Raw genomic sequence first — 17073 nt, 5'->3', positions numbered from 1 at the left:
TCGGGCTCGAATGCGCGCCGCCTGACCGTGCTCCGCGTCGTGCAGGAGGGGCTCACGAACGCGATGCGCTACGCGCACGACCCGGGCAGGATCGCCGTCACGCTCGACTACACGGACGGACGGGTGCGGGTGTCGGTGGAGAACGACGGGGTGCGCGCCGATGAGCCCTCGCGGGGCGCGGGCTTCGGCATCCGGGGCCTGCAGGAGCGGGTCTCGGCGCTCGGCGGCACGCTCCAGGCGGGGCCGGTCGGCGCCTCGTCGTGGCGGCTCGTCGCCGATCTTCCCGAGGAGGATGCCGATGGCTGATCAGATCCGCGTGCTGCTCGTCGACGACCAGCAGCTGATCCGGATGGGCTTCCGGATGGTGCTCGACGCCGAGCCCGACATCACGGTCGTGGCCGAGGCCGGCGACGGTGCCGAGGCGCTGCGGTCGGTGGCGACGGAACGCCCCGACGTCGTGCTCATGGACGTACGGATGCCGCAGATGGATGGCATCGAGGCGACCCGCCGCATCGCCGCGGAGCACCCCGCGGTGAGAGTCGTCGTGCTCACGACCTTCGACCTCGACGAGTACGCCTTCGCCGCGGTGCGGGCCGGGGCGAGCGGGTTCCTTTTGAAGGATGCGCATCCGCAGGAGCTCACCGGCGCGATCCGTGCCGTGCATGCGGGCGAGGCGACGCTGTCCCGCGGGTGACACGGCGGATGCTCGACCTGTTCGGCTCTCGCCTGCCGGCATCCGAGGCCGCGCCTCCGGCGCTCGACGAGCTCACCGAGCGCGAGCACGAGGTGTTCGTCGCGATCGGTCGCGGCCTCACCAACGCCGAGATCGGGGCCGAGCTGTTCGTGAGCGAGTCGACCGTCAAGACGCACGTCGGGCGCGTGCTCGCCAAGCTCGGCGCCCGCGACCGGGTGCACGCGGTGATCCTCGCGCACCGGATGGGGCTCGTGCCGCCGTCTGGTCCCTCAGATTCAGCTTCTCGGCACCCGGAGAGTTGAATCTGAGGGACCGAACAGGGTGGTCGCACGTCAGGCTGCGTGCTCGGGATGGTCATGCTCGGACTCGAGGATCATCCCGACCGAGGTCGCGCAGGCGTCGCCGCGCCAGGCCTCCAGGCCCTCGCGGAGGGCGAAGGCGGCGATGACGAGGCCGGCGACGGCATCCGCCCACCACCATCCGAACAGGCTGTTGAGCAGCAGCCCGATGAGCACGGCCGCCGAGAGGTAGGTGCAGATCAGCGTCTGCTTCGAGTCGGCCACGGCCGTGGCCGAGCCGAGCTCGGTGCCCGCGCGCCGTTCGGCGTAGGAGAGGAACGGCATGATGATGACGCTCAGGGCGGCCAGGGTGATCCCGACCGGGGAGTGGTGCACCTCGTCGCGGCCGAGCAGCGCCAGGATCGAGGCTCCCGTGACATAGGCGGCGAGCGCGAAGAAGGCGACCGCGATCACGCGCAGCGTGCCGCGTTCCCAGCGTTCGGGGTCGCGACGCGTGAACTGCCAGGCGACGGCCGCGGCCGAGAGCACCTCGATCGTCGAGTCCAGGCCGAAGGCGATCAGCGCCGTCGAGGAGGCGACGGCGCCCGCGGCGATGGCGACGATCGCCTCGATGACGTTGTAGGCGATGGTCGCCGTGACGATCCATCGGATGCGGCGCTGCAGCACCCGCTTTCGCGACGCGGTCAGGGCCGATGTCATGCGCAGCCGCAACTCTCGCCCGAGCAGCACTCCGGGTCGACGTGGAGCACGACGCGCACGAACTCGTCGAGGGCGGGCGCCAGATGCTCGTCGGCGAGGCGGTACGCCGTGCGTCGTCCGTCGGGGATCGCCTCGACGAGCCCGCAGCCGCGGAGGCACGCGAGCTGATTCGACATCACCTGCCGCGAGACGCCGAGCTCGTCGGCGAGCTCGGAGGGATAGCCTTGCCCGTCACGGAGCGCGAGCAGGACTCCCGCGCGGGTGGTGTCGGAGAGCGCGAAGCCGAGGCGGGCGACGGCGGCGGTGTGGGTGAGGGTGGCTGTCGTGGTCACGTCCGCAACAGTACATGATTTTCTGTATTCAGAAAGGCGTGTACTCATACGTCAGCCCAGCGAGAAGCCTCCGTCGCTCGTGAGCACCTGACCGACGACCCACGAGCCGCTCTGCGTCGAGAGCCAGCCGATGAGCTCGGCGGGATCCTCGGGACGCCCGAAGCGACCGAACGGCGTCGAGGCGAGGTGCGCGTCGAGCGCCTCCAGCGCCCGATCGGTCGTCTCCGCATCCAGGTAGCCGGTGTTCACCGGGCCCGGGTTGACCGTGTTGAGAATGATGCCCAGCTCGAGGAGCTCGGCGGCGACGGTCGCCGTGACTCCGGCGAGCGACGCCTTGCTCGCGGCGTAGGCGACCTCCCGCGCATCGGCCCGTGGATCTGCCCCGAGGTCATCCAGAACACGTGCCCCTGCGGCTCATCGAACGGCTTTCCGGAAGCGATGCGGTCGCCCGGGCGCGCATCGGCGGCGCTGCCGCCCTTGAGCCGGGCGAACTCGCGCGTCAGCAGCAGCGTGGAGCGCGTATTGACGGCCCAGAACGCGTCGAGCCGCTCCGCCGTCATGTCCAGGATGCTGCCGTCGCCGCCGCTCTTGGCGTGGTTGCAGACCAGGATGTCGAGGCTGCCGGTGAGCGCGGCGGCGGCCTCGACGAGGCGAGCGGGCTCCGCGGCATCCGACAGGTCGGCACTGAGGTCACCGAGTAGCGCGCCCTCGATGAGCGAGGAGCGGATGGCGCCCCGCACTGCATCCAGGTCGTCGCCGCCCCAGGGCAGGTCGAGGTCGTGGGGCGGAAGTGGTGAAGGAAGACGCTCGCGCCGAGCGAGGCGAGCTGCGCCGCCACGGCGAAGCCGATCCCGCGGCGGCGGGAGACGCCGGTGACGAGGGCGGTCTTTCCGGTGAGAGGAGGAGAGGGATGCATGGGTGGGCCTTTCACTGGTGCGGGAACGAAGAAGGGGGCTCACCGGGATTGCATGGGCATCACGTTACCCCACCCCTTCCGGACGTCGGATGCCGGGAGTAGCGTGCCCTGCATGTCCACCGATCCGCACGTGCTCGACTGGCTGCTCGACTCCGATCCGGCGCTGCGCTGGCAGGTCGAGCGCGACCTCGCCGGCGCGCCACCCGAGGTGTGGGAGGCGACGCGTGCGCGCGTCGCGACGGAGGGCATGGGCGCCGAGCTGCTGTCGCATCAGGATCCCGACGGGCAATGGGCGGGCGGCGCCTATTTCCCCGCCGGGTTCTTCGACGGCCCCGAGCGCGACGAACCCGGCCAGCCCTGGGTCGCGACGACCTGGACGCTCAAAGACCTGCGCGAATGGGGCGTCGACCCGGCCGTGCTCGGCGACACCGCCGCACGACTCGACGCGAACAGCCGCTGGGAATACGACGACCTGCCCTACTGGGGAGGCGAGGTCGACGTGTGCATCAACTCCTACACGCTCGCGACCGGAGCCTGGCTCGGGGCCGACGTCTCGCGCCTCGTCGAATGGTTCCCCGCGCACCGGCTCACCGATGGCGGGTGGAACTGCGCGGCGGAGGAGGGGCCGGAGGAGGAGCGCTCGACCCGCTCATCGTTCCATTCGACGCTCAACGCCGTGCGCGGCCTCCTCGCCTACGAGAAGCTCACCGGCGACCAGAGCCTGCGCGACGCCCGGCGCGGTGGCGAGGAGTATCTGCTCGAGCGCCGACTCTTGTACCGCGCGAGCACCGGCGAGCGGGTGGGCGGCTGGGTGACCGAATTTCTGTCCCCGAGCCGGCACCGCTACAGCGCGCTGGCCTCGCTCGACCACTTCCGTGAAGCGGCCCTGCACGATGGCGCCGCTCCCGACCCCCGGTTGGCGGATGCCGCGGAAGCGGTCGGCACGCAACGGCAGCCCGACGGCAGGTGGCTGCAGGGCGGGCGCCTCCCGGGCCGCGTCTGGTTCCCCATCGACGTCGAAGAAGGCGAGCCGTCGAAGTGGCTCACCTTCTTCGGCACGCGTGTGCTGGAGTGGTGGGATGCCTCCCGCTGAGTCCCCCAAGGTCGACCTGAAGAAGCTGTACCCGAGCTACACCGCCCCGCGCGGCCGCTTCGAGATCATCGACGTGCCGCCGCTGCGGTATCTCATGGTCCACGGCGCGGGCGACCCCAACACCTCCGCCGAATACGCCGATGCCCTGGCCACGCTCTACCCGACCGCCTACGCGCTGAAGTTCTTCAGCAAGCGACAGCTCGGCCGCGACTACACGGTCGCTCCGCTCGAGGCGCTGTGGTGGGCCGACGACATGGCCGCGTTCACGACCGTGCGCGACAAGTCGCAGTGGACCTGGACGGTCCTCAACCTCGTCCCGGAGTGGCTCACCGACCAGCACGTGTCGGATGCCGCGGCCACCGCCGCCGGCAAGGGCGCTCCGCTCATCGACCGGCTGCGCCTGGAGACGCTCGACGAAGGCCAGTGCGTGCAGACCCTCCATGTCGGCTCCTACGACGACGAAGGCCCGGTGCTGGCAGAGATGCACGACCGCTTCGTCCCGGCGAACGGTCTGCGCCTGACCGGCCGTCACCACGAGATCTATCTCAGCGACCCGCGTCGTACCGCCCCGAGAAGCTCAAGACGATCCTGCGACAGCCGGTCACCCGGAGCTGACCGGCCTCACCGCAGCACCGAGCTCAGCAGCAGGCTCGTCTCGCTGTTGACGACCCCGTCGATGGAGCGGATGCGGCCGAGCACCTGGTCGAACTCGGCGAGGCTGTCGACCTGCAGCTCGGCGACGAGATCCCAACCGCCGTTGGTCGAGTGGAGCGCGGCGATCTCGGGGAACCCGCGGAGGCGTCGGATGACGGCATCCGTCGTCCTCCCCTCGACCTCGATCAGGGCGATCGCGCGGATGCGATCGAGCTCGGCCTCGTCGCGCACGCGCACGCTGAAGCCGACGATGACGCCGCTGGCGACGAGCCGGTCGATGCGGGTGGTGACGGTCGCGCGGGCGACACCGAGACGCCGGGCGAGCTCGGCCACCGGCATCCGCCCGTCCTCGCGCAGCGCGCCGATGAGCCGGCGGTCGAGGTCCGAGAGTATCGCCATATACAAAGTGTACAGATAGTAGATACGTTTCGTCATGAGAGTAGCGATCTGCCACAAGTTGTGCCCATCGTGTTTACGCATCGCCCGGATCTACCCTGTAAGTACCCGAACGCAGCAGGAGGAACAGTGACCGACTTCGTCGACGTGCGCAACATGGTGCGCTGGATGATCGAGCAGGGCGCAGAGCAGCTCATCGTCCGGATGGCGGCGTACATCGAAGACGACTTCCGTCGCTGGGAGTCCTTCGACAAGACGCCGCGCGTGGCCAGCCATACGCCCTTCGGCGTGATCGAGCTCATGCCGACGAGCGACTACGAGACCTATGCGTTCAAGTACGTCAACGGACACCCCTCCAACCCGGCGCGCGGCTTCCAGACCGTGACGGCCTTCGGCATGCTCGCCGATGTGCACAACGGGTATCCCGTGTTCCTCTCGGAGATGACGCTGCTGACGGCCCTGCGCACCGCGGCGACCTCGGCGATGGCCGCCCGCCACCTCGCCCGCCCGACTCCACCCGGATGGCGATGATCGGCGCCGGCAGCCAGGCCGAGTTCCAGGCGCTCGCCTTCCGCGGCGCGCTCGGCATCGAAGAACTCGCGGTCTGGGACACCGACCCGTCCGCCATGGACAAGTTCGAGCGCAACCTGGCCCCCTCGGCTTCCGGATCACGCGGGCGGAGTCGGCATCGGATGCCGTGCGCGGCGCCGATATCGTCACGACCTGCACCGCCGACAAGGCCCTCGCCCGCGTGCTGCTCGACGCGCAGGTCGAACCGGGGATGCACATCAACGGGATCGGCGGCGACTGCCCCGGCAAGACCGAGCTGGACCCGGCGATCCTCGAGCGCGCCGACGTGTTCGTCGAGTACACGCCGCAGACGCGCATCGAGGGCGAGATCCAGCAGATGGATGCCGACTTCCCGGTCACCGAGCTGTGGCAGGTGATCCAGGGGCAGGCGCCGGGTCGCGCCTCCGAGGAGCAGATCACGCTCTTCGACTCGGTCGGCTTCGCCATCGAGGACTTCTCGGCGCTGCGGTTCCTGCGCGACGACGTCGCCGGCACCGGCTACGTCTCCTCCCTCGATCTGGTCGCCGAGCCCGACGACCCGAAGGACCTCTTCGGGATGGTCGCGGCCCTGGCCCCGGTGGGCTGAGATGTCCGCGCAGGCGCCCTCGGCGGTGGTGCTCATCCGCCCCCGCCACTTCACGCCGAATGCGCAGACCGCGGCGGACAACACGTTCCAGGCGGACGCCCCGCCGCATCCGATGACATCGCCCTCCGCGCCTACGCCGAGGTCACCTCCCTGGCCGAGGCCCTCTCCGCCGAGGGCGTGCGGGTCGAGCTTTTCGAGGACGAACGCGACGACCTCCCCGACAGCGTGTTCCCGAACAACTGGTTCTCCACGCACTCGGGCGGCCACATCGCCCTCTACCCGATGTGCACGCCGAACCGCCGCGGCGAGCGCCGCTATGACATCATCGAGCACCTCAAGGCGACCTACCGGGTGCAGACGGTCACCGACTACTCCGGCCTCGAGCTCGACGACGTCTTCCTCGAGGGCACGGGCGCCATGGTGCTCGATCACGAGTCGCGCATCGCCTACGTCGCCCGATCCCGCCGGGCCGACCCGATCGCCCTCGAACGCTTCTGCACGAACTTCGGCTACGAGCCGATCGCCTTCGAGGCCGTCGACGAGTACGGCATCCCGATCTACCACACCAACGTGCTCATGTGCGTGGCGACCGACTTCGCGCTGGTCGGCCTGAGACACATCACCGACCCGGGGCGGCGCGAGCAGGTGGTCGAGCGCCTGAGCGCGCGGCGCGAGGTTGTCGAACTGAACGCCCGGCAGGTGCGGGAGTTCGCCGGCAATGCGATCGAGCTCACCGGCGCCTCCGGTCGGATCCTCGTGATCTCCGAGCGCGGCCGGGCGGCGCTCACAGACGACCAGGTGCGCGTGATCGAGCGCAGCGCCCGCATCGTCGCGGTACCCGTGCCGACCGTGGAGCTCGCGGGCGGGTCGGTGCGCTGCATGATCGCGGGCGTCCATCTGGACCGGCGTCCGCGCGCATAGGAGCCTGCGGCATCCGCTCAGAAGTGCCCGATGCCCTTGCCGAGAACGACCGACCCCATGAGCAGCAGCACGACCGTCATGACCCCGGCATACTGACGCACGATCCACACCCGCGCGGCGGCGAGAGCGGGCCGGGCACGATCGGATGCCGCGAGCCCCGCCACCAGCGGCACCAGCACGCTGACGCCCGCGATGGCAGTGAAGACCCCGATGACCGTCGCGCTGGGCCCCACTCCGAGCGTCGCATCGACGATGACCGCCGCCGCGCTGGCGGTGAGCAGGAGGTTCTTGGTGTTCGCGGTGACCTGGTGCAGTCCACGCAGCGCGGCGGCACCCGCGCCGGCCTCGTCAATGGTCGACATCCATTTCGGCCAGTCCGCATCCTGGCTGCGGCGGATCGCCCACAGGCGCACCGCGCGGATGAGGAGCAGACTCCCGAGCACGAGCTGGATCGACCCCAGCACGGGTTTCGGGTCGCCGGTGAGCACGTCCTTGAGAACCAGCGTGGCCACGACGAACACCGTCATGATGATCGCGATGCCGAGGAGCCAGCCGAGCGCGAAGGGAAGGCTGCGACGCCTTCCCTCCTGCGAGAGGAGCAGGAGGAGCGTCGCGAGCACGGAGACCGGTGTGATCGCCACGCCCATCGCCATCGGAAGGATGTCGCCGATCACCCCGTTCATGGGGCACACTACCGCCGTGCGCCGCAAGGATCGGATGCCGCATCACCCCTCCAGGATGACAAGGCGCACAATGGAGGCATGGACGCCGCAGAAACAGAGTTCCCGGCCTCGCTCGGAAAGGTCGCCCGTCGTGAGCTGGCCGGCAACGGCTTCGCCCGCTTCGACCAGCTGACCGCGGTCACGCCGAAGGAGCTGCTGGCCATCCACGGCATCGGGCCGAAGGCCGTGCGGATCCTCTCCGAGGAACTGGCGGCGCGCGGGCTGGATTGGCGTGGTGAGTGAGAACGCGATGACAGACTCCGAGGCGCTTCCGCGCGTCGTGGGCGACACGACGCAGCTCGCAGTCGGCGCCGGCTCGGTGTGGCGGCTGGAGCCGCCGGCGCGCGGGCTGGACGCGAACGTCATCGACCTGCCCGCGGGCGATGGGATCGCCGCGCACGACGGCCCCGAGTTGGACGTGCTGATCCATGTGCTCGCTGGCGGGGGCACTCTCGAGACCGCCGAGAGCGAGGTCGCGCTGAGCCCCGGCGTGCTCGTCTGGCTGCCGGCGCGCTCCCGCCGCCGCTTCGTTGCCGGCCCCGAGGGCCTGCGCTACCTCTCGGTGCACGCCCGAAAGCCCGGGCTGGGGATCCGCACACGCCCCTGACACCTCTGACGCGTCAGATCACGCGGGATCGAACAACTGGTCCAGGACCTCCGGTCGTTGAGCGTATGCGCATAGCGCCGGAGACGAAACGTCGTAAGTTTCCGGATGTCTTGCTACGTTTCGTCTCGTCTTCGGCTCGCGGGGCGACCGGAGAGGCTGTCTGATCACCGCCGGAGGGCCGCAGCGCATCCTCCGGCACCGGGAACGGCAGCGCGTAATAGATCTGCGGCGCACCGACGGCACCGAAGTCGTCCTCCTTGACCCGGATGCTGGATGCCGACACCTCTGCGATCCGCACGCGCAGCCACTCACCGGAGTCCTGGCGCAGCTCGTAGATGTCGGCGAGGTAGCCGATGCCGAGGGCGTCGAGGATCTCCTCCGCTCGATGCCAGGAGACCGCATCCGTTCTCCGGCGCCCGAGCAGGTCGACGACGACGAAGCCGTCGCCCTCGGGGCGATCCAGCCGAGCACCTCGCCGTCGAGGCCGCGGCGATGCTCGATCCAGTCGGTCGTCACGCTCATGGGACCACGATAGGCGGCGGTCACCCGCATGACACGAAAATGACGGAGGATGGGCGCATGAGCCCCACAGCCGCCCTCGCATCGCCGTACCGTTGATCGCCGGTGTCGGCACCCTCGCGGTTCTCGCCTACGCCGTGCTCGCGGCGGTGCAGATCCTCGTGCTGAATCCGCTCGCTGCAGCCCCGGGGCCACACTGGCCCAGATCTCCCAAGACCTGGCGGATGCCGGCGAGCACATCTCCGCCGGGTTCGTCATCGCATTCTTGGCGCTCGGCCCGCCCTGGCCGTCGTCGTCCTGCTGCTGGCCGCGCGGCGTGCCGATGCGACGCCCACGGCGATCACCAGCGCCTATCTCGCGATGCTCGTTCTGGGCACGCCGGCGTACTTCATCGCGAGCTTCGGTCCCGGCATGGCTCTCGCCGACACCTATTGGATCAGCGGCGCGAATCAGTCGCCCTGGGCGATTCCGCTCTACGTCACGAGCCTGCTCGCGCTCGCCGGGCTGCTCGGCCTGGTCATAGCGTCGGTGACGCGCCGACACCGTGCCGAGTCGGCCGAGGATCCGGTACCGACGAGCACGCCGTGACGCGCGCCCGGCGACCCCGCCCGACGACGTCACGGCCGCTGGTAGACGTCGGGGATGCCGTCGCCGTCCTCGTCGACCGCTTCGGCGCGGGCGATCCTGCGGTACTTGCGATTGCGGCTGGTCAGCAGAACCGCCGCGATCAGAGCCGCGGAGAGGGAGGCGACGAAGATCCCGATCTTCGCATGATCGTGATGCGGGTCGGTGACGACGAAGCTGAGCTCGGTGACCAGCAGAGACACCGTGAATCCGATGCCGGCGAGCAGACCAACCCCGACGATGTCGATCCACTTCAGTGAGGGATCCAGGCGGATTCCGCGCGCCCTGGTCATAAGCCACGTCACCACGACGATGCCGAGGGGCTTGCCGAGGACGAGTCCGGCAACGATCCCGATCGCCACCGGGTCGCGCATGGCGGTGAGGAATCCCTCGACGCCGCCGAGCGCGACGCCCGCCGAGAAGAAGGCGAAGACCGGGATCGCGAACCCGGCCGACAGCGGTCGGAAGCGATGCTCGAACACCTCTGCGAGTCCCGGCTCGTCGTCGGGAACATTGTCCCTGCGGCGATGCAGCACGGGAATCGTGAACCCGAGCAGGACCCCGGCGATCGTGGCATGCACACCCGAGGCGTGGACGAACGCCCAGGCGACGCCTCCGATGGGCAGCAGGATCAGCCACGCCGCCGCCGACCTGAGCTGGAAGAAGTGTCGATACCGCTGCGCGAGCACCGCGTAGACGGCGATCGTCGCCAGCCCGGCCAGCAAAGCGAGCACCTGGATGCTCGCGGTGTAGAAGACCGCGATGATCGCGATCGCGATCAGGTCGTCGACGACGGCGAGGGTGAGCAGGAAGATCCGCAGGGAACTGGGCAGATGCGAACCGATGATGGCCAGCACGGCCACGGCGAAGGCGATGTCTGTGGCGGTGGGGATCGCCCAGCCGCGCAGCAGTTCGGGCTGCTGCATGACGACCACCACGTAGAAGAGGGCGGGAACGATGACCCCGCCCGCCGCGGCCGCCACCGGGACGATCGCGGTGCTGAACCGACGCAGATCGCCGGCGACGAACTCGCGCTTGAGCTCGAGGCCGACGAGGAAGAAGAAGATCGCGAGGAGTCCGTCTGCGGCCCACGCGCCCAGGCTGAGCTGCAGGTGCCACGGCGCGTAGCCGATCTCGAAGTCTCGGATCGCGAAGTACGCAGGCGCCCAGGGGAGTTCGCCCAGACGATCCCGCCGTCGCCATGACGACGAGAAGGGCTCCGCCGACGGTCTCCTTGCGCAGGAGGGCACCTATGCGGAGGGCTTCCGCATAGGTGCCGCGACGGGGGAAGACGGCTCTGCCGCGGGGGCGAGGGGCGCGGTCGGGTGAACTCACGGGCGACTCCGAATCGGTCGACGACAGATGGTGTCGACCAGACTTCCCGACGCGCCTCGTCCAGGTTACACGGCAGTGCTCAGGAGGTCTCGGTCGTGTCTCGATCGCGCTCGATCCGGGCCGCGAGGAGCGTGACGAGCTCGTAGACCACGTGGCTCGCCGCCACGGCGGTCAGCTGCGCGTGGTCGTAGGGCGGGGAGACCTCGACGACGTCGGCGCCGACGAGATTCTTGTCGGCGAGGCTCCGCAGCATCCGCAGCAGCTCGCGGCTCGTGAGCCCGCCGGCCTCCGGGGTGCCGGTGCCGGGCGCATGCGCGGGGTCGAGCACGTCGATGTCGATCGAGATGTACAGCGGGCGGTCGCCGATGCGATCCCGGATGCGACGGATGGCGGCATCCATCCCCTGCTCGTCGACGAACTCACTCGTGACGATCGAGAACCCGAGCCGCGCGTCGTCCTCGAGATCCTGCTTCGAGTAGAGGGGTCCGTGGATGCCGACGTGGCAGCTCGCGGTGAGGTCGATGAGCCCCTCCTCGCTCGCGCGACGGAAGGGGGTGCCGTGCGTGACGGGGGCACCGAAGTAGGTGTCCCAGGTGTCCAGGTGCGCGTCGAAGTGCAGCACGGCGACGGGGCCATGCTTCTTCGCGACCGTGCGCAGCAGCGGCAGGGCGATGGTGTGGTCGCCGCCGATCGTGACGATCCGCTCTACCCGCTCGCCGAGCTCGGTCGCGGCGTCCTCGATCGTGGTCACGGCCTCGTCGATGTTGAAGGGGTTCGCCGGGATGTCGCCGGCGTCGACGACCTGCGCCGCCGCGAACGGCGACACGTCCTGCGCCGGGTTGTACGGACGCAGGAGACGTGACGCCTCGCGCACGTGCGAGGGACCGAAGCGGGCGCCGGGGCGGTAGCTCACGCCGGCGTCGAAGGGGATGCCGACGACGGCGATCTCGGCGCGGGGCACATCCTCGATGCGCGGCAGGCGCGCGAAGGTCGCGAGCCCCGCGTAGCGCGGGTGGACGGACGCATCGACGGGGCCGACGGGTTCGGTCATGATTCGCCTCCGGTCTGAGTGGCGGACACCGCCGCCTGGGGGATGTGCACGAGCTGCACGCCGCCCGCGGCGAGCGCGGCGGAGATCGCCGGCCCGATCTCGACGGCGGTCGCGGCGCGGCGGCCCTCTCCGCCGAAGGCGCGGGCGAGCAGCGGCCAGTCCGGCTGGACGAGGTCGACGCCGATGGGCCGGATGCCGCGGTCCACCTCGTTCTGCCGGATCTCGGCGTAGCCGCCGTTGTCGACGCAGACGACGACGAGGTCCAGCCGCTGTTCGACGGCGGTCGCGAGCTCGTTGACGCAGAACATGAGGGCGCCGTCGCCGATCACCGCGACCACGGGGCGCTCCGGCGCGGCCACCCGGGCGCCGATCGCCGCGGGCAGCCCGTAGCCGAGGGTGGCGTAGGTCGGGGTGTAGAGGAGGGAGTGGGGCCGGGCCTGCCGCAGCACGTTGGCAAGGCCCAGGTAGACGATCTGCGAGGAGTCCCCGGCGACGATCGCGTCGGACGGCAGCGCCTCGGCGATGGTCTCCGCCAGGGCGACGACATCCGGTGCCTCCGCACGGATCTCCGCCGAGATGGCGGCGCGCTCGCCCGTGAGGTCGACGTCGCCCTCCCCGAGGGGCCATCGCCGCGATCAGCTGCTCGACGATGCGTTCCCACGTATTTTGAGGACGGTCTGACCCATGGACTTCGACTCGGAGCTCGTCCGGGCTCTCCAGGAGGACGGCCGCGCCAGCATCCAGGATCTGGCGGCGGGCCTGCAGCAGCCGCGCGCCGCCGTGTCGGCACGGCTGCGGTCGATGCTCGACGACGGCACACTCCGCGTCGTGGCCGCGGTCGATCCCGCCGTCCTCGGGCAACGGGTCCTCGCGCACGTCTCCATCCGGGTCGACGGCTCGGCCGACATCGTCGCCGGGCACCTGCGCGGGATGGCCGAGACCGTGCTCGTCTCGGCCATCGGCGGGACCTATGACCTCGTCACGGAGGTGCGGCTGGGCTCGATGCCCGCGCTCTACCGCTTCCTCTCCCGGGTCCATGAGATCCCCATGTCGCCGACATCAACACGCTCATCTATGTGCGCGTCATCCGTGGGTTCTCGATCCCCGAGCACAGCGGCGGCGTGACGATCGACGAGACGGACATCGCGCTCATCGAACGCCTGCAGCTCGACGGCCGGAGAAGCTTCCGCGCACTCGGGAGGATGTCCGCCTCTCCCCGTCCGCCGTGGCCGCGCGCGTGCAGCGGCTCATCGGCGGGAGCGTCATCCGAATCAGCGCCGTGGAGGCACGGGGCCAAGCCCGCCGGCAGATGTCGATGGGCGTGGGTCTCAACCTCTCCGGCTCGGATCCGACAGCGCTGATCGAGGAGCTGCAGGGACGCAGCGGCGTGGAGTTCGCCGCCCTCACCATCGGCCGCTTCGACGCCGTCGTGACACTCGTCGAATCGGCGGCCGGTGCGCTCTACGCGAGCCTCGAGCGCCTCCGCGCCGTGCCCGGCGTCATCCGCACCGAGGCGTGGCTCCACCTCGCTGTGCTGAAGGAGGACTACGCCCGGACGATCCGGGCGCCCGGCTCCCACTGAGGCACTATCTGCGTGTTCGCTCTCGCGATGAGGGTCGAGAGCGCGCGCTTCGCCGACGGGGAACAGCAGCGCGGCGAGCGCGATGGCGATGCCGGCGCCGAGGACATGGGCGGCGAGGAAGGGCGGCACCGAGGCGGGCGCGATGCCGGCGAAGGTGTCGGTGAACATGCGTCCGACGGTGACGGCGGGGTTGGCGAACGCTGTGGAGCTCGTGAACCAGTACGCGGCGCCGATGTAGGCACCGACAGCGGTTCCGATGACGGGCGCGGACTGCCCGGCGCGAAGGAGGCCGGCGATCAGCAGCACGAGTCCGGCGGTCGCCACGATCTCAGCGAGGAAGGTCGCGGAGGTCGTGCGCTCGGTGGTGGACAGCGTGGTGGGGACGGCGAACATCGCGTTCGCCAGCACCGCGCCGCCGATCCCGCCGAGGACCTGCGCGCTCACGTAGGCGATCTGTGTGCGCGGGTTCAGTGCGCTGCGGGTGCGCCGATTCACGACGGCGAGCGCGAGCGTCACCGCGGGGTTGAGATGCGCACCGGAGACGGGGCGAGGAGCAGGATGAGCACACCGAGGCCGAGAGCCGTGGCGAGGGCGTTCGCGAGAAGCTGCAGCCCGGTGTCTGCAGAGAGGCGCTGCGCGGCGATCCCGGAGCCGACGACGATGGCGACCAGCATCCCCGTGCCGAGCATCTCGGCGAGCGCGCGCCGCCAGAGCGGTGGTGCGCTCACGACTCGGTGGTCGCCAGGTCGACCAGCAACTGCTCGACGCGCTGTCGGATCTCGTCGCGCACGGCCCGGATTCCGTCGAGGTCGAGCTCAACCGGGTCGCCCAACTGCCAGTCCAGGTAACGCTTGCCGGGGTAGATCGGGCAGGCATCGCCGCATCCCATCGTGACGACCGCGTCGGCGGCGCGCACGATGTCGTCGGTCAGCGGTTTGGGGAACTCCTCGGAGAGATCGATCCCCATCTCCTCCAGAACCGTCACGACGTCGGGGAGCAGATCCGCAGCGGGCTGCGATCCGGCGGAGCGAACGTGCACCCGGTCGCCGCCGAGGTGCCGGGTGAGCGCGGCGGCCATCTGAGAGCGCCCGGAGTTCTGGACGCAGACGTAGAGGATCTCCGGGACAGGCTTGGCGATCAATCCGCGCGATTGCGCGAGCGCGGTGAGCCGATCGCGGGCGAACTTCTCCGCCAGGCTCGGCAGGTGGGTGGACACGATCGCGGTGCGCGCCAGTGCGGCATAAGACTCGAACACGATCCGCTCCGCCGTCTCCTCACCGACCATCCCGGCGAACTGCTGCGCGAGCCGTTCCGCAGCGCGATGCAGCACCGAGTCCGGAGAATGCAGCCCTCCAGCCCGCGCATCCCGCTCATGCGTCACCTCCACCCGGAAAGAGCTCGCCGATGAGGTTCTCGATGCGAGCACGGATGTCGTCCCGGATGCGGCGCACGGTGTCGATGCCTTCGCCCGCCGGGTCGTCGAGGTCCCAGTCCTCGTAGCGCTTGCCGGGGAAGATCGGGCAGGCGTCGCCGCAGCCCATCGTGATCACGACATCCGATTCCTTCACCGCATCGACGGTGAGCAGCTTCGGGGCGTTCCCGGCGATGTCGATGTTCTCCTCACGCATGGCGGCGACGGCCACGGGGTTGATCCGGTCTTTCGGCTCGGACCCGGCGGAGAGGACGTCGACGCGATCTCCGGCCAGGGCCTGCAGGTAGCCGGCGGCCATCTGGGAGCGGCCGGCGTTGTGCACGCAGACGAACAGCACGGTCGGTTTCTGAGCGGTCATGGCTTCCTTCTCTGATGTGGCGTGAAGGTCGCCCCTGGTGCACTCAGGAGCGACCGGTCTGGTCAGCAGCAGCCCGGTGGGCAGCACTCCTGATCGAGATCGGGCAGGCAGCCCCACTCGAGGCACAGGGTGTTGATGTCCACGATCAGACCTCCTTTCATCGACGGATGTCGATATAAGAAGTCTGCGGGCAAACATCGACGGTTGTCAATATATGTGGCAGGATCGAGGCATGAGCACGATCGAGATGCTGCCGCTGACGGACGTGCGGGCGTGCCGCTCGGTCGTTACCGGTGAGGCGATGAGCGCCGAGAACGCCGACCGTCTCGCGCGCGTGCTGAAGGCCCTGGCCGATCCGGCCCGCCTGCGGCTGCTGTCGATCGTCGCCGCCCACGACGGCGAAGAGGCGTGCGTGTGCGACCTCACCGAGCCGCTCGGGCTGGCCCAGCCGACCGTCTCTCACCACCTCAAGGTTCTCGTCGACGCCGGTTTCCTCACCCGCTCGAAGCGCGGCACCTGGGCGTACTACCGACTCGTCCCCGAAGCGCTCGAACAGGTCTCCGGCCTCCTGGCGAAGCCCTGAGCTTCCCACCGCCTCCATGTCCGGCGAACCGAGTCGGGCGTAGTCTCTGAGGATGACGCTCCTGTTCATCCACGGGGCAGGCGGATACGACGACGATAGCCCCCTCGCCGAAGCGATCGGCGCAGCGCTCGGAACCCCGGCGCATCTGCCCCGGCTCCCCGACGATGACATGACGTTCGACGGGTGGGCATCCCGCATCCGCCGCGCACTCGACGCCCTGGAACCGGATGACGTCGTGGCGGCGCACTCGTTCGGCGCCTCCCTCCTGGTGAAGGTGCTCGCCGAACGAGTGCGCCCACTGCCGCGGCGCGCGGTGCTCCTCGCAATGCCCGACTGGAACCCCAGGGCTGGGCCGTCGAGGAGTACGCTTTCGACGGTCCGGAACCTGTGCAGACCCTCTCGCTTCATCACTGTCGCGACGACGAGATCGTGCCCTTCTCCCACCTCGCCCTCAACACTGCGCTTCTGCCCGCTGCCGCGGTGCATCCTCACGACACAGGCGGCCACCAGTTCGACGGGTTGACCGACGCGATCGCCGCGGACTTGCGCGGCGGCTCGACATCCTGAGTCTCATATTCGAGGCGGAGCCTCACGGGTGACTGGGCCGACTTCCGCATGCGTCTGTCACCTACTCTGGAGACTATCGTCTTGGCGTGGGGCTTCTACGGCCCGTGTAGGTTCCCGCTCGAGATGGCGAGAAATGCCGCTATTCCACGGTGTTTGGCAGCAGTTTCGGGTTCAGGATTCCATACGAAATGGCGGATTCCTACACCGTGCTCTCAAGTGTTGCGAGCGGTCTTGGTCGTTGCATCGAGGAAGGGATACAACCAATCCTCGATCACCTCGAATCGGGAAATGTCGAGTCTGTGTATGGCGCTCGGACCACGGCGTTCCACGACAACGAGGCCGACACGGCGCATCAGATGCAAGTGCCGTGACGCTGAGAATCGTGACACGCCGGCATGCTCAGCCAGTGTCGTGATCGACGTGCCTGCCGACTGAGTGTTGTGTCGTTTCAGCAGCTCCCGGAGCAGCGCGAGTCGATCGTCGTTCGCAAGAATCGCAAACACGGAACTCAAGTCTCCTTGCCAGTCCGTCAT

At 69.4% G+C, this 17073-nt stretch carries 22 protein-coding genes and 6 pseudogenes; 13 read left to right on the top strand and 15 right to left on the bottom strand.

Features of this window, described 5'->3' with window-relative positions; genetic code table 11:
- The first annotated feature begins 27 nt into the window (after window positions 1-27).
- Both KAE78_RS06920 and KAE78_RS06915 read left to right on the top strand, forming a co-directional pair.
- Window positions 28-306, top strand: coding sequence for an ATP-binding protein (locus tag KAE78_RS06920; protein WP_223172276.1), 279 nt, complete (start codon window positions 28-30; stop codon window positions 304-306).
- A pseudogene (locus KAE78_RS06915) lies at window positions 299-996 on the top strand (response regulator transcription factor). The gene KAE78_RS06920 and the pseudogene KAE78_RS06915 overlap by 8 nt, the downstream one beginning before the upstream one ends.
- A 30-nt stretch (window positions 997-1026) precedes the next feature.
- On the opposite strand, the gene KAE78_RS06910 reads toward KAE78_RS06915, so the two are convergent.
- From KAE78_RS06910 to KAE78_RS17490, 4 genes and pseudogenes are all read right to left on the bottom strand, one after another.
- A complete protein-coding gene (locus tag KAE78_RS06910) occupies window positions 1027-1692 on the bottom strand; it encodes a cation transporter (RefSeq protein ID WP_223172275.1) in 666 nt (221 codons plus the stop codon).
- On the bottom strand, window positions 1689-2072 hold the full coding sequence (locus KAE78_RS06905; RefSeq protein ID WP_223172274.1) for an ArsR/SmtB family transcription factor: 384 nt from the start codon (window positions 2070-2072) through the stop codon (window positions 1689-1691). The genes KAE78_RS06910 and KAE78_RS06905 overlap by 4 nt, the downstream gene beginning before the upstream one ends.
- Before the next feature lie 3 nt (window positions 2073-2075).
- Entirely contained in the window at window positions 2076-2420 is a 345-nt protein-coding gene (locus KAE78_RS17495) for an SDR family oxidoreductase (protein ID WP_262927841.1), read from the bottom strand.
- Window positions 2421-2563: 143 nt separating this feature from the next.
- Window positions 2564-2764 (bottom strand): annotated as a pseudogene (locus KAE78_RS17490) (3-ketoacyl-ACP reductase); the annotation flags it as partial.
- Between the two features lie 288 nt (window positions 2765-3052).
- On the opposite strand from KAE78_RS17490, the gene KAE78_RS06895 reads away from it, so the two are divergent.
- On the top strand, window positions 3053-4033 hold the full coding sequence (locus KAE78_RS06895; RefSeq protein WP_223172434.1) for a squalene cyclase: 981 nt from the start codon (window positions 3053-3055) through the stop codon (window positions 4031-4033).
- Window positions 4020-4648 (top strand): annotated as a pseudogene (locus KAE78_RS06890) (GyrI-like domain-containing protein). Before KAE78_RS06895 ends, KAE78_RS06890 begins: the two are co-directional and overlap by 14 nt.
- A gap of 6 nt (window positions 4649-4654) precedes the next feature.
- On the opposite strand, the gene KAE78_RS06885 reads toward KAE78_RS06890, so the two are convergent.
- A complete protein-coding gene (locus KAE78_RS06885) occupies window positions 4655-5026 on the bottom strand; it encodes an Lrp/AsnC family transcriptional regulator (RefSeq protein WP_262927840.1) in 372 nt (123 codons plus the stop codon).
- 213 nt (window positions 5027-5239) lie between these two features.
- Here KAE78_RS06885 and KAE78_RS06880 point away from each other — a divergent pair.
- A pseudogene (locus KAE78_RS06880) lies at window positions 5240-6239 on the top strand (ornithine cyclodeaminase).
- Between the two features lie 117 nt (window positions 6240-6356).
- Window positions 6357-7160 (top strand): citrulline utilization hydrolase CtlX, encoded by an 804-nt coding sequence (ctlX, locus tag KAE78_RS06875; RefSeq protein ID WP_223172433.1) that lies wholly within the window; start codon window positions 6357-6359, stop codon window positions 7158-7160.
- Between the two features lie 17 nt (window positions 7161-7177).
- On the opposite strand, the gene KAE78_RS06870 is transcribed toward ctlX, so the two are convergent.
- Complete coding sequence (locus tag KAE78_RS06870; protein ID WP_223172272.1) at window positions 7178-7843, bottom strand: GAP family protein; 666 nt, start codon at window positions 7841-7843, stop codon at window positions 7178-7180.
- Between the two features lie 78 nt (window positions 7844-7921).
- Between KAE78_RS06870 and KAE78_RS06865 the strand changes: the two genes are divergently transcribed.
- Both KAE78_RS06865 and KAE78_RS06860 read left to right on the top strand, forming a co-directional pair.
- Complete coding sequence (locus KAE78_RS06865) at window positions 7922-8125, top strand: hypothetical protein (RefSeq protein WP_223172271.1); 204 nt, start codon at window positions 7922-7924, stop codon at window positions 8123-8125.
- 7 nt (window positions 8126-8132) lie between these two features.
- Window positions 8133-8489, top strand: coding sequence for a cupin domain-containing protein (locus KAE78_RS06860; protein WP_223172270.1), 357 nt, complete (start codon window positions 8133-8135; stop codon window positions 8487-8489).
- 13 nt (window positions 8490-8502) lie between these two features.
- Here KAE78_RS06860 and KAE78_RS18535 read toward each other — a convergent pair whose 3' ends face one another.
- On the bottom strand, window positions 8503-9123 hold the full coding sequence (locus KAE78_RS18535) for a hypothetical protein (protein ID WP_317451887.1): 621 nt from the start codon (window positions 9121-9123) through the stop codon (window positions 8503-8505).
- A 245-nt stretch (window positions 9124-9368) separates the two neighbouring features.
- Between KAE78_RS18535 and KAE78_RS06850 the strand changes: the two genes are divergently transcribed.
- A complete protein-coding gene (locus tag KAE78_RS06850; protein ID WP_223172269.1) occupies window positions 9369-9596 on the top strand; it encodes a hypothetical protein in 228 nt (75 codons plus the stop codon).
- Window positions 9597-9625: 29 nt separating this feature from the next.
- Here the strand turns inward: KAE78_RS06850 and nhaA are convergent.
- The 3 genes and pseudogenes from nhaA to KAE78_RS06835 all read right to left on the bottom strand — a co-directional run bounded on the left by nhaA (window position 9626) and on the right by KAE78_RS06835 (window position 12467).
- A pseudogene (gene nhaA, locus KAE78_RS06845) lies at window positions 9626-10967 on the bottom strand (Na+/H+ antiporter NhaA).
- Between the two features lie 79 nt (window positions 10968-11046).
- Window positions 11047-12018: an agmatinase gene (gene speB / locus KAE78_RS06840; RefSeq protein WP_223172268.1), complete on the bottom strand. Its 972-nt coding sequence runs from the start codon at window positions 12016-12018 to the stop codon at window positions 11047-11049.
- On the bottom strand, window positions 12015-12467 hold the full coding sequence (locus KAE78_RS06835) for a thiamine pyrophosphate-dependent enzyme (RefSeq protein ID WP_223172267.1): 453 nt from the start codon (window positions 12465-12467) through the stop codon (window positions 12015-12017). Before KAE78_RS06835 ends, speB begins: the two co-directional genes overlap by 4 nt.
- Before the next feature lie 235 nt (window positions 12468-12702).
- Between KAE78_RS06835 and KAE78_RS06830 the strand changes: the two genes are divergently transcribed.
- Window positions 12703-13143 carry an Lrp/AsnC family transcriptional regulator gene (locus KAE78_RS06830; RefSeq protein ID WP_223172266.1) on the top strand — a complete coding sequence of 147 codons (441 nt, stop codon included), beginning with the start codon at window positions 12703-12705 and terminating at the stop codon, window positions 13141-13143.
- Complete coding sequence (locus KAE78_RS06825) at window positions 13095-13379, top strand: AsnC family protein (RefSeq protein WP_317451918.1); 285 nt, start codon at window positions 13095-13097, stop codon at window positions 13377-13379. Before KAE78_RS06830 ends, KAE78_RS06825 begins: the two co-directional genes overlap by 49 nt.
- 506 nt (window positions 13380-13885) lie before the next feature.
- Here the strand turns inward: KAE78_RS06825 and KAE78_RS18530 are convergent.
- The 4 genes and pseudogenes from KAE78_RS18530 to KAE78_RS06810 all read right to left on the bottom strand — a co-directional run.
- Window positions 13886-14095, bottom strand: a pseudogene (locus KAE78_RS18530) (aquaporin family protein); the annotation flags it as partial.
- 17 nt (window positions 14096-14112) lie between these two features.
- Window positions 14113-14328 carry an aquaporin gene (locus KAE78_RS18525; RefSeq protein ID WP_317451886.1) on the bottom strand — a complete coding sequence of 72 codons (216 nt, stop codon included), beginning with the start codon at window positions 14326-14328 and terminating at the stop codon, window positions 14113-14115.
- Window positions 14325-14981, bottom strand: coding sequence for an arsenate reductase ArsC (locus KAE78_RS06815; protein ID WP_223172265.1), 657 nt, complete (start codon window positions 14979-14981; stop codon window positions 14325-14327). The genes KAE78_RS18525 and KAE78_RS06815 overlap by 4 nt, the downstream gene beginning before the upstream one ends.
- Window positions 14971-15390 (bottom strand): arsenate reductase ArsC, encoded by a 420-nt coding sequence (locus KAE78_RS06810; protein WP_223172264.1) that lies wholly within the window; start codon window positions 15388-15390, stop codon window positions 14971-14973. The genes KAE78_RS06815 and KAE78_RS06810 overlap by 11 nt, the downstream gene beginning before the upstream one ends.
- Window positions 15391-15622: 232 nt before the next feature.
- Here KAE78_RS06810 and KAE78_RS06805 point away from each other — a divergent pair, with 232 nt between their 5' ends.
- Complete coding sequence (locus KAE78_RS06805; RefSeq protein WP_223172263.1) at window positions 15623-15973, top strand: ArsR/SmtB family transcription factor; 351 nt, start codon at window positions 15623-15625, stop codon at window positions 15971-15973.
- A gap of 52 nt (window positions 15974-16025) precedes the next feature.
- Window positions 16026-16496, top strand: a complete 471-nt coding sequence (locus KAE78_RS06800; protein ID WP_223172262.1) for an alpha/beta fold hydrolase — start codon at window positions 16026-16028, stop codon at window positions 16494-16496.
- Between the two features lie 256 nt (window positions 16497-16752).
- On the opposite strand, the gene KAE78_RS06795 is transcribed toward KAE78_RS06800, so the two are convergent.
- On the bottom strand, window positions 16753-17073 hold the full coding sequence (locus KAE78_RS06795; protein ID WP_223172261.1) for an ArsR/SmtB family transcription factor: 321 nt from the start codon (window positions 17071-17073) through the stop codon (window positions 16753-16755).

Origin of the sequence: Microbacterium sp. NIBRBAC000506063 (assembly GCF_017968845.1) — a bacterium.
In the GTDB taxonomy this organism is placed as follows: Bacteria; Actinomycetota; Actinomycetes; order Actinomycetales; family Microbacteriaceae; genus Microbacterium.
The sequence above is the reverse complement of the archived record's forward strand: the minus strand, read 5'-3'. Positions and strand labels throughout refer to the sequence as shown.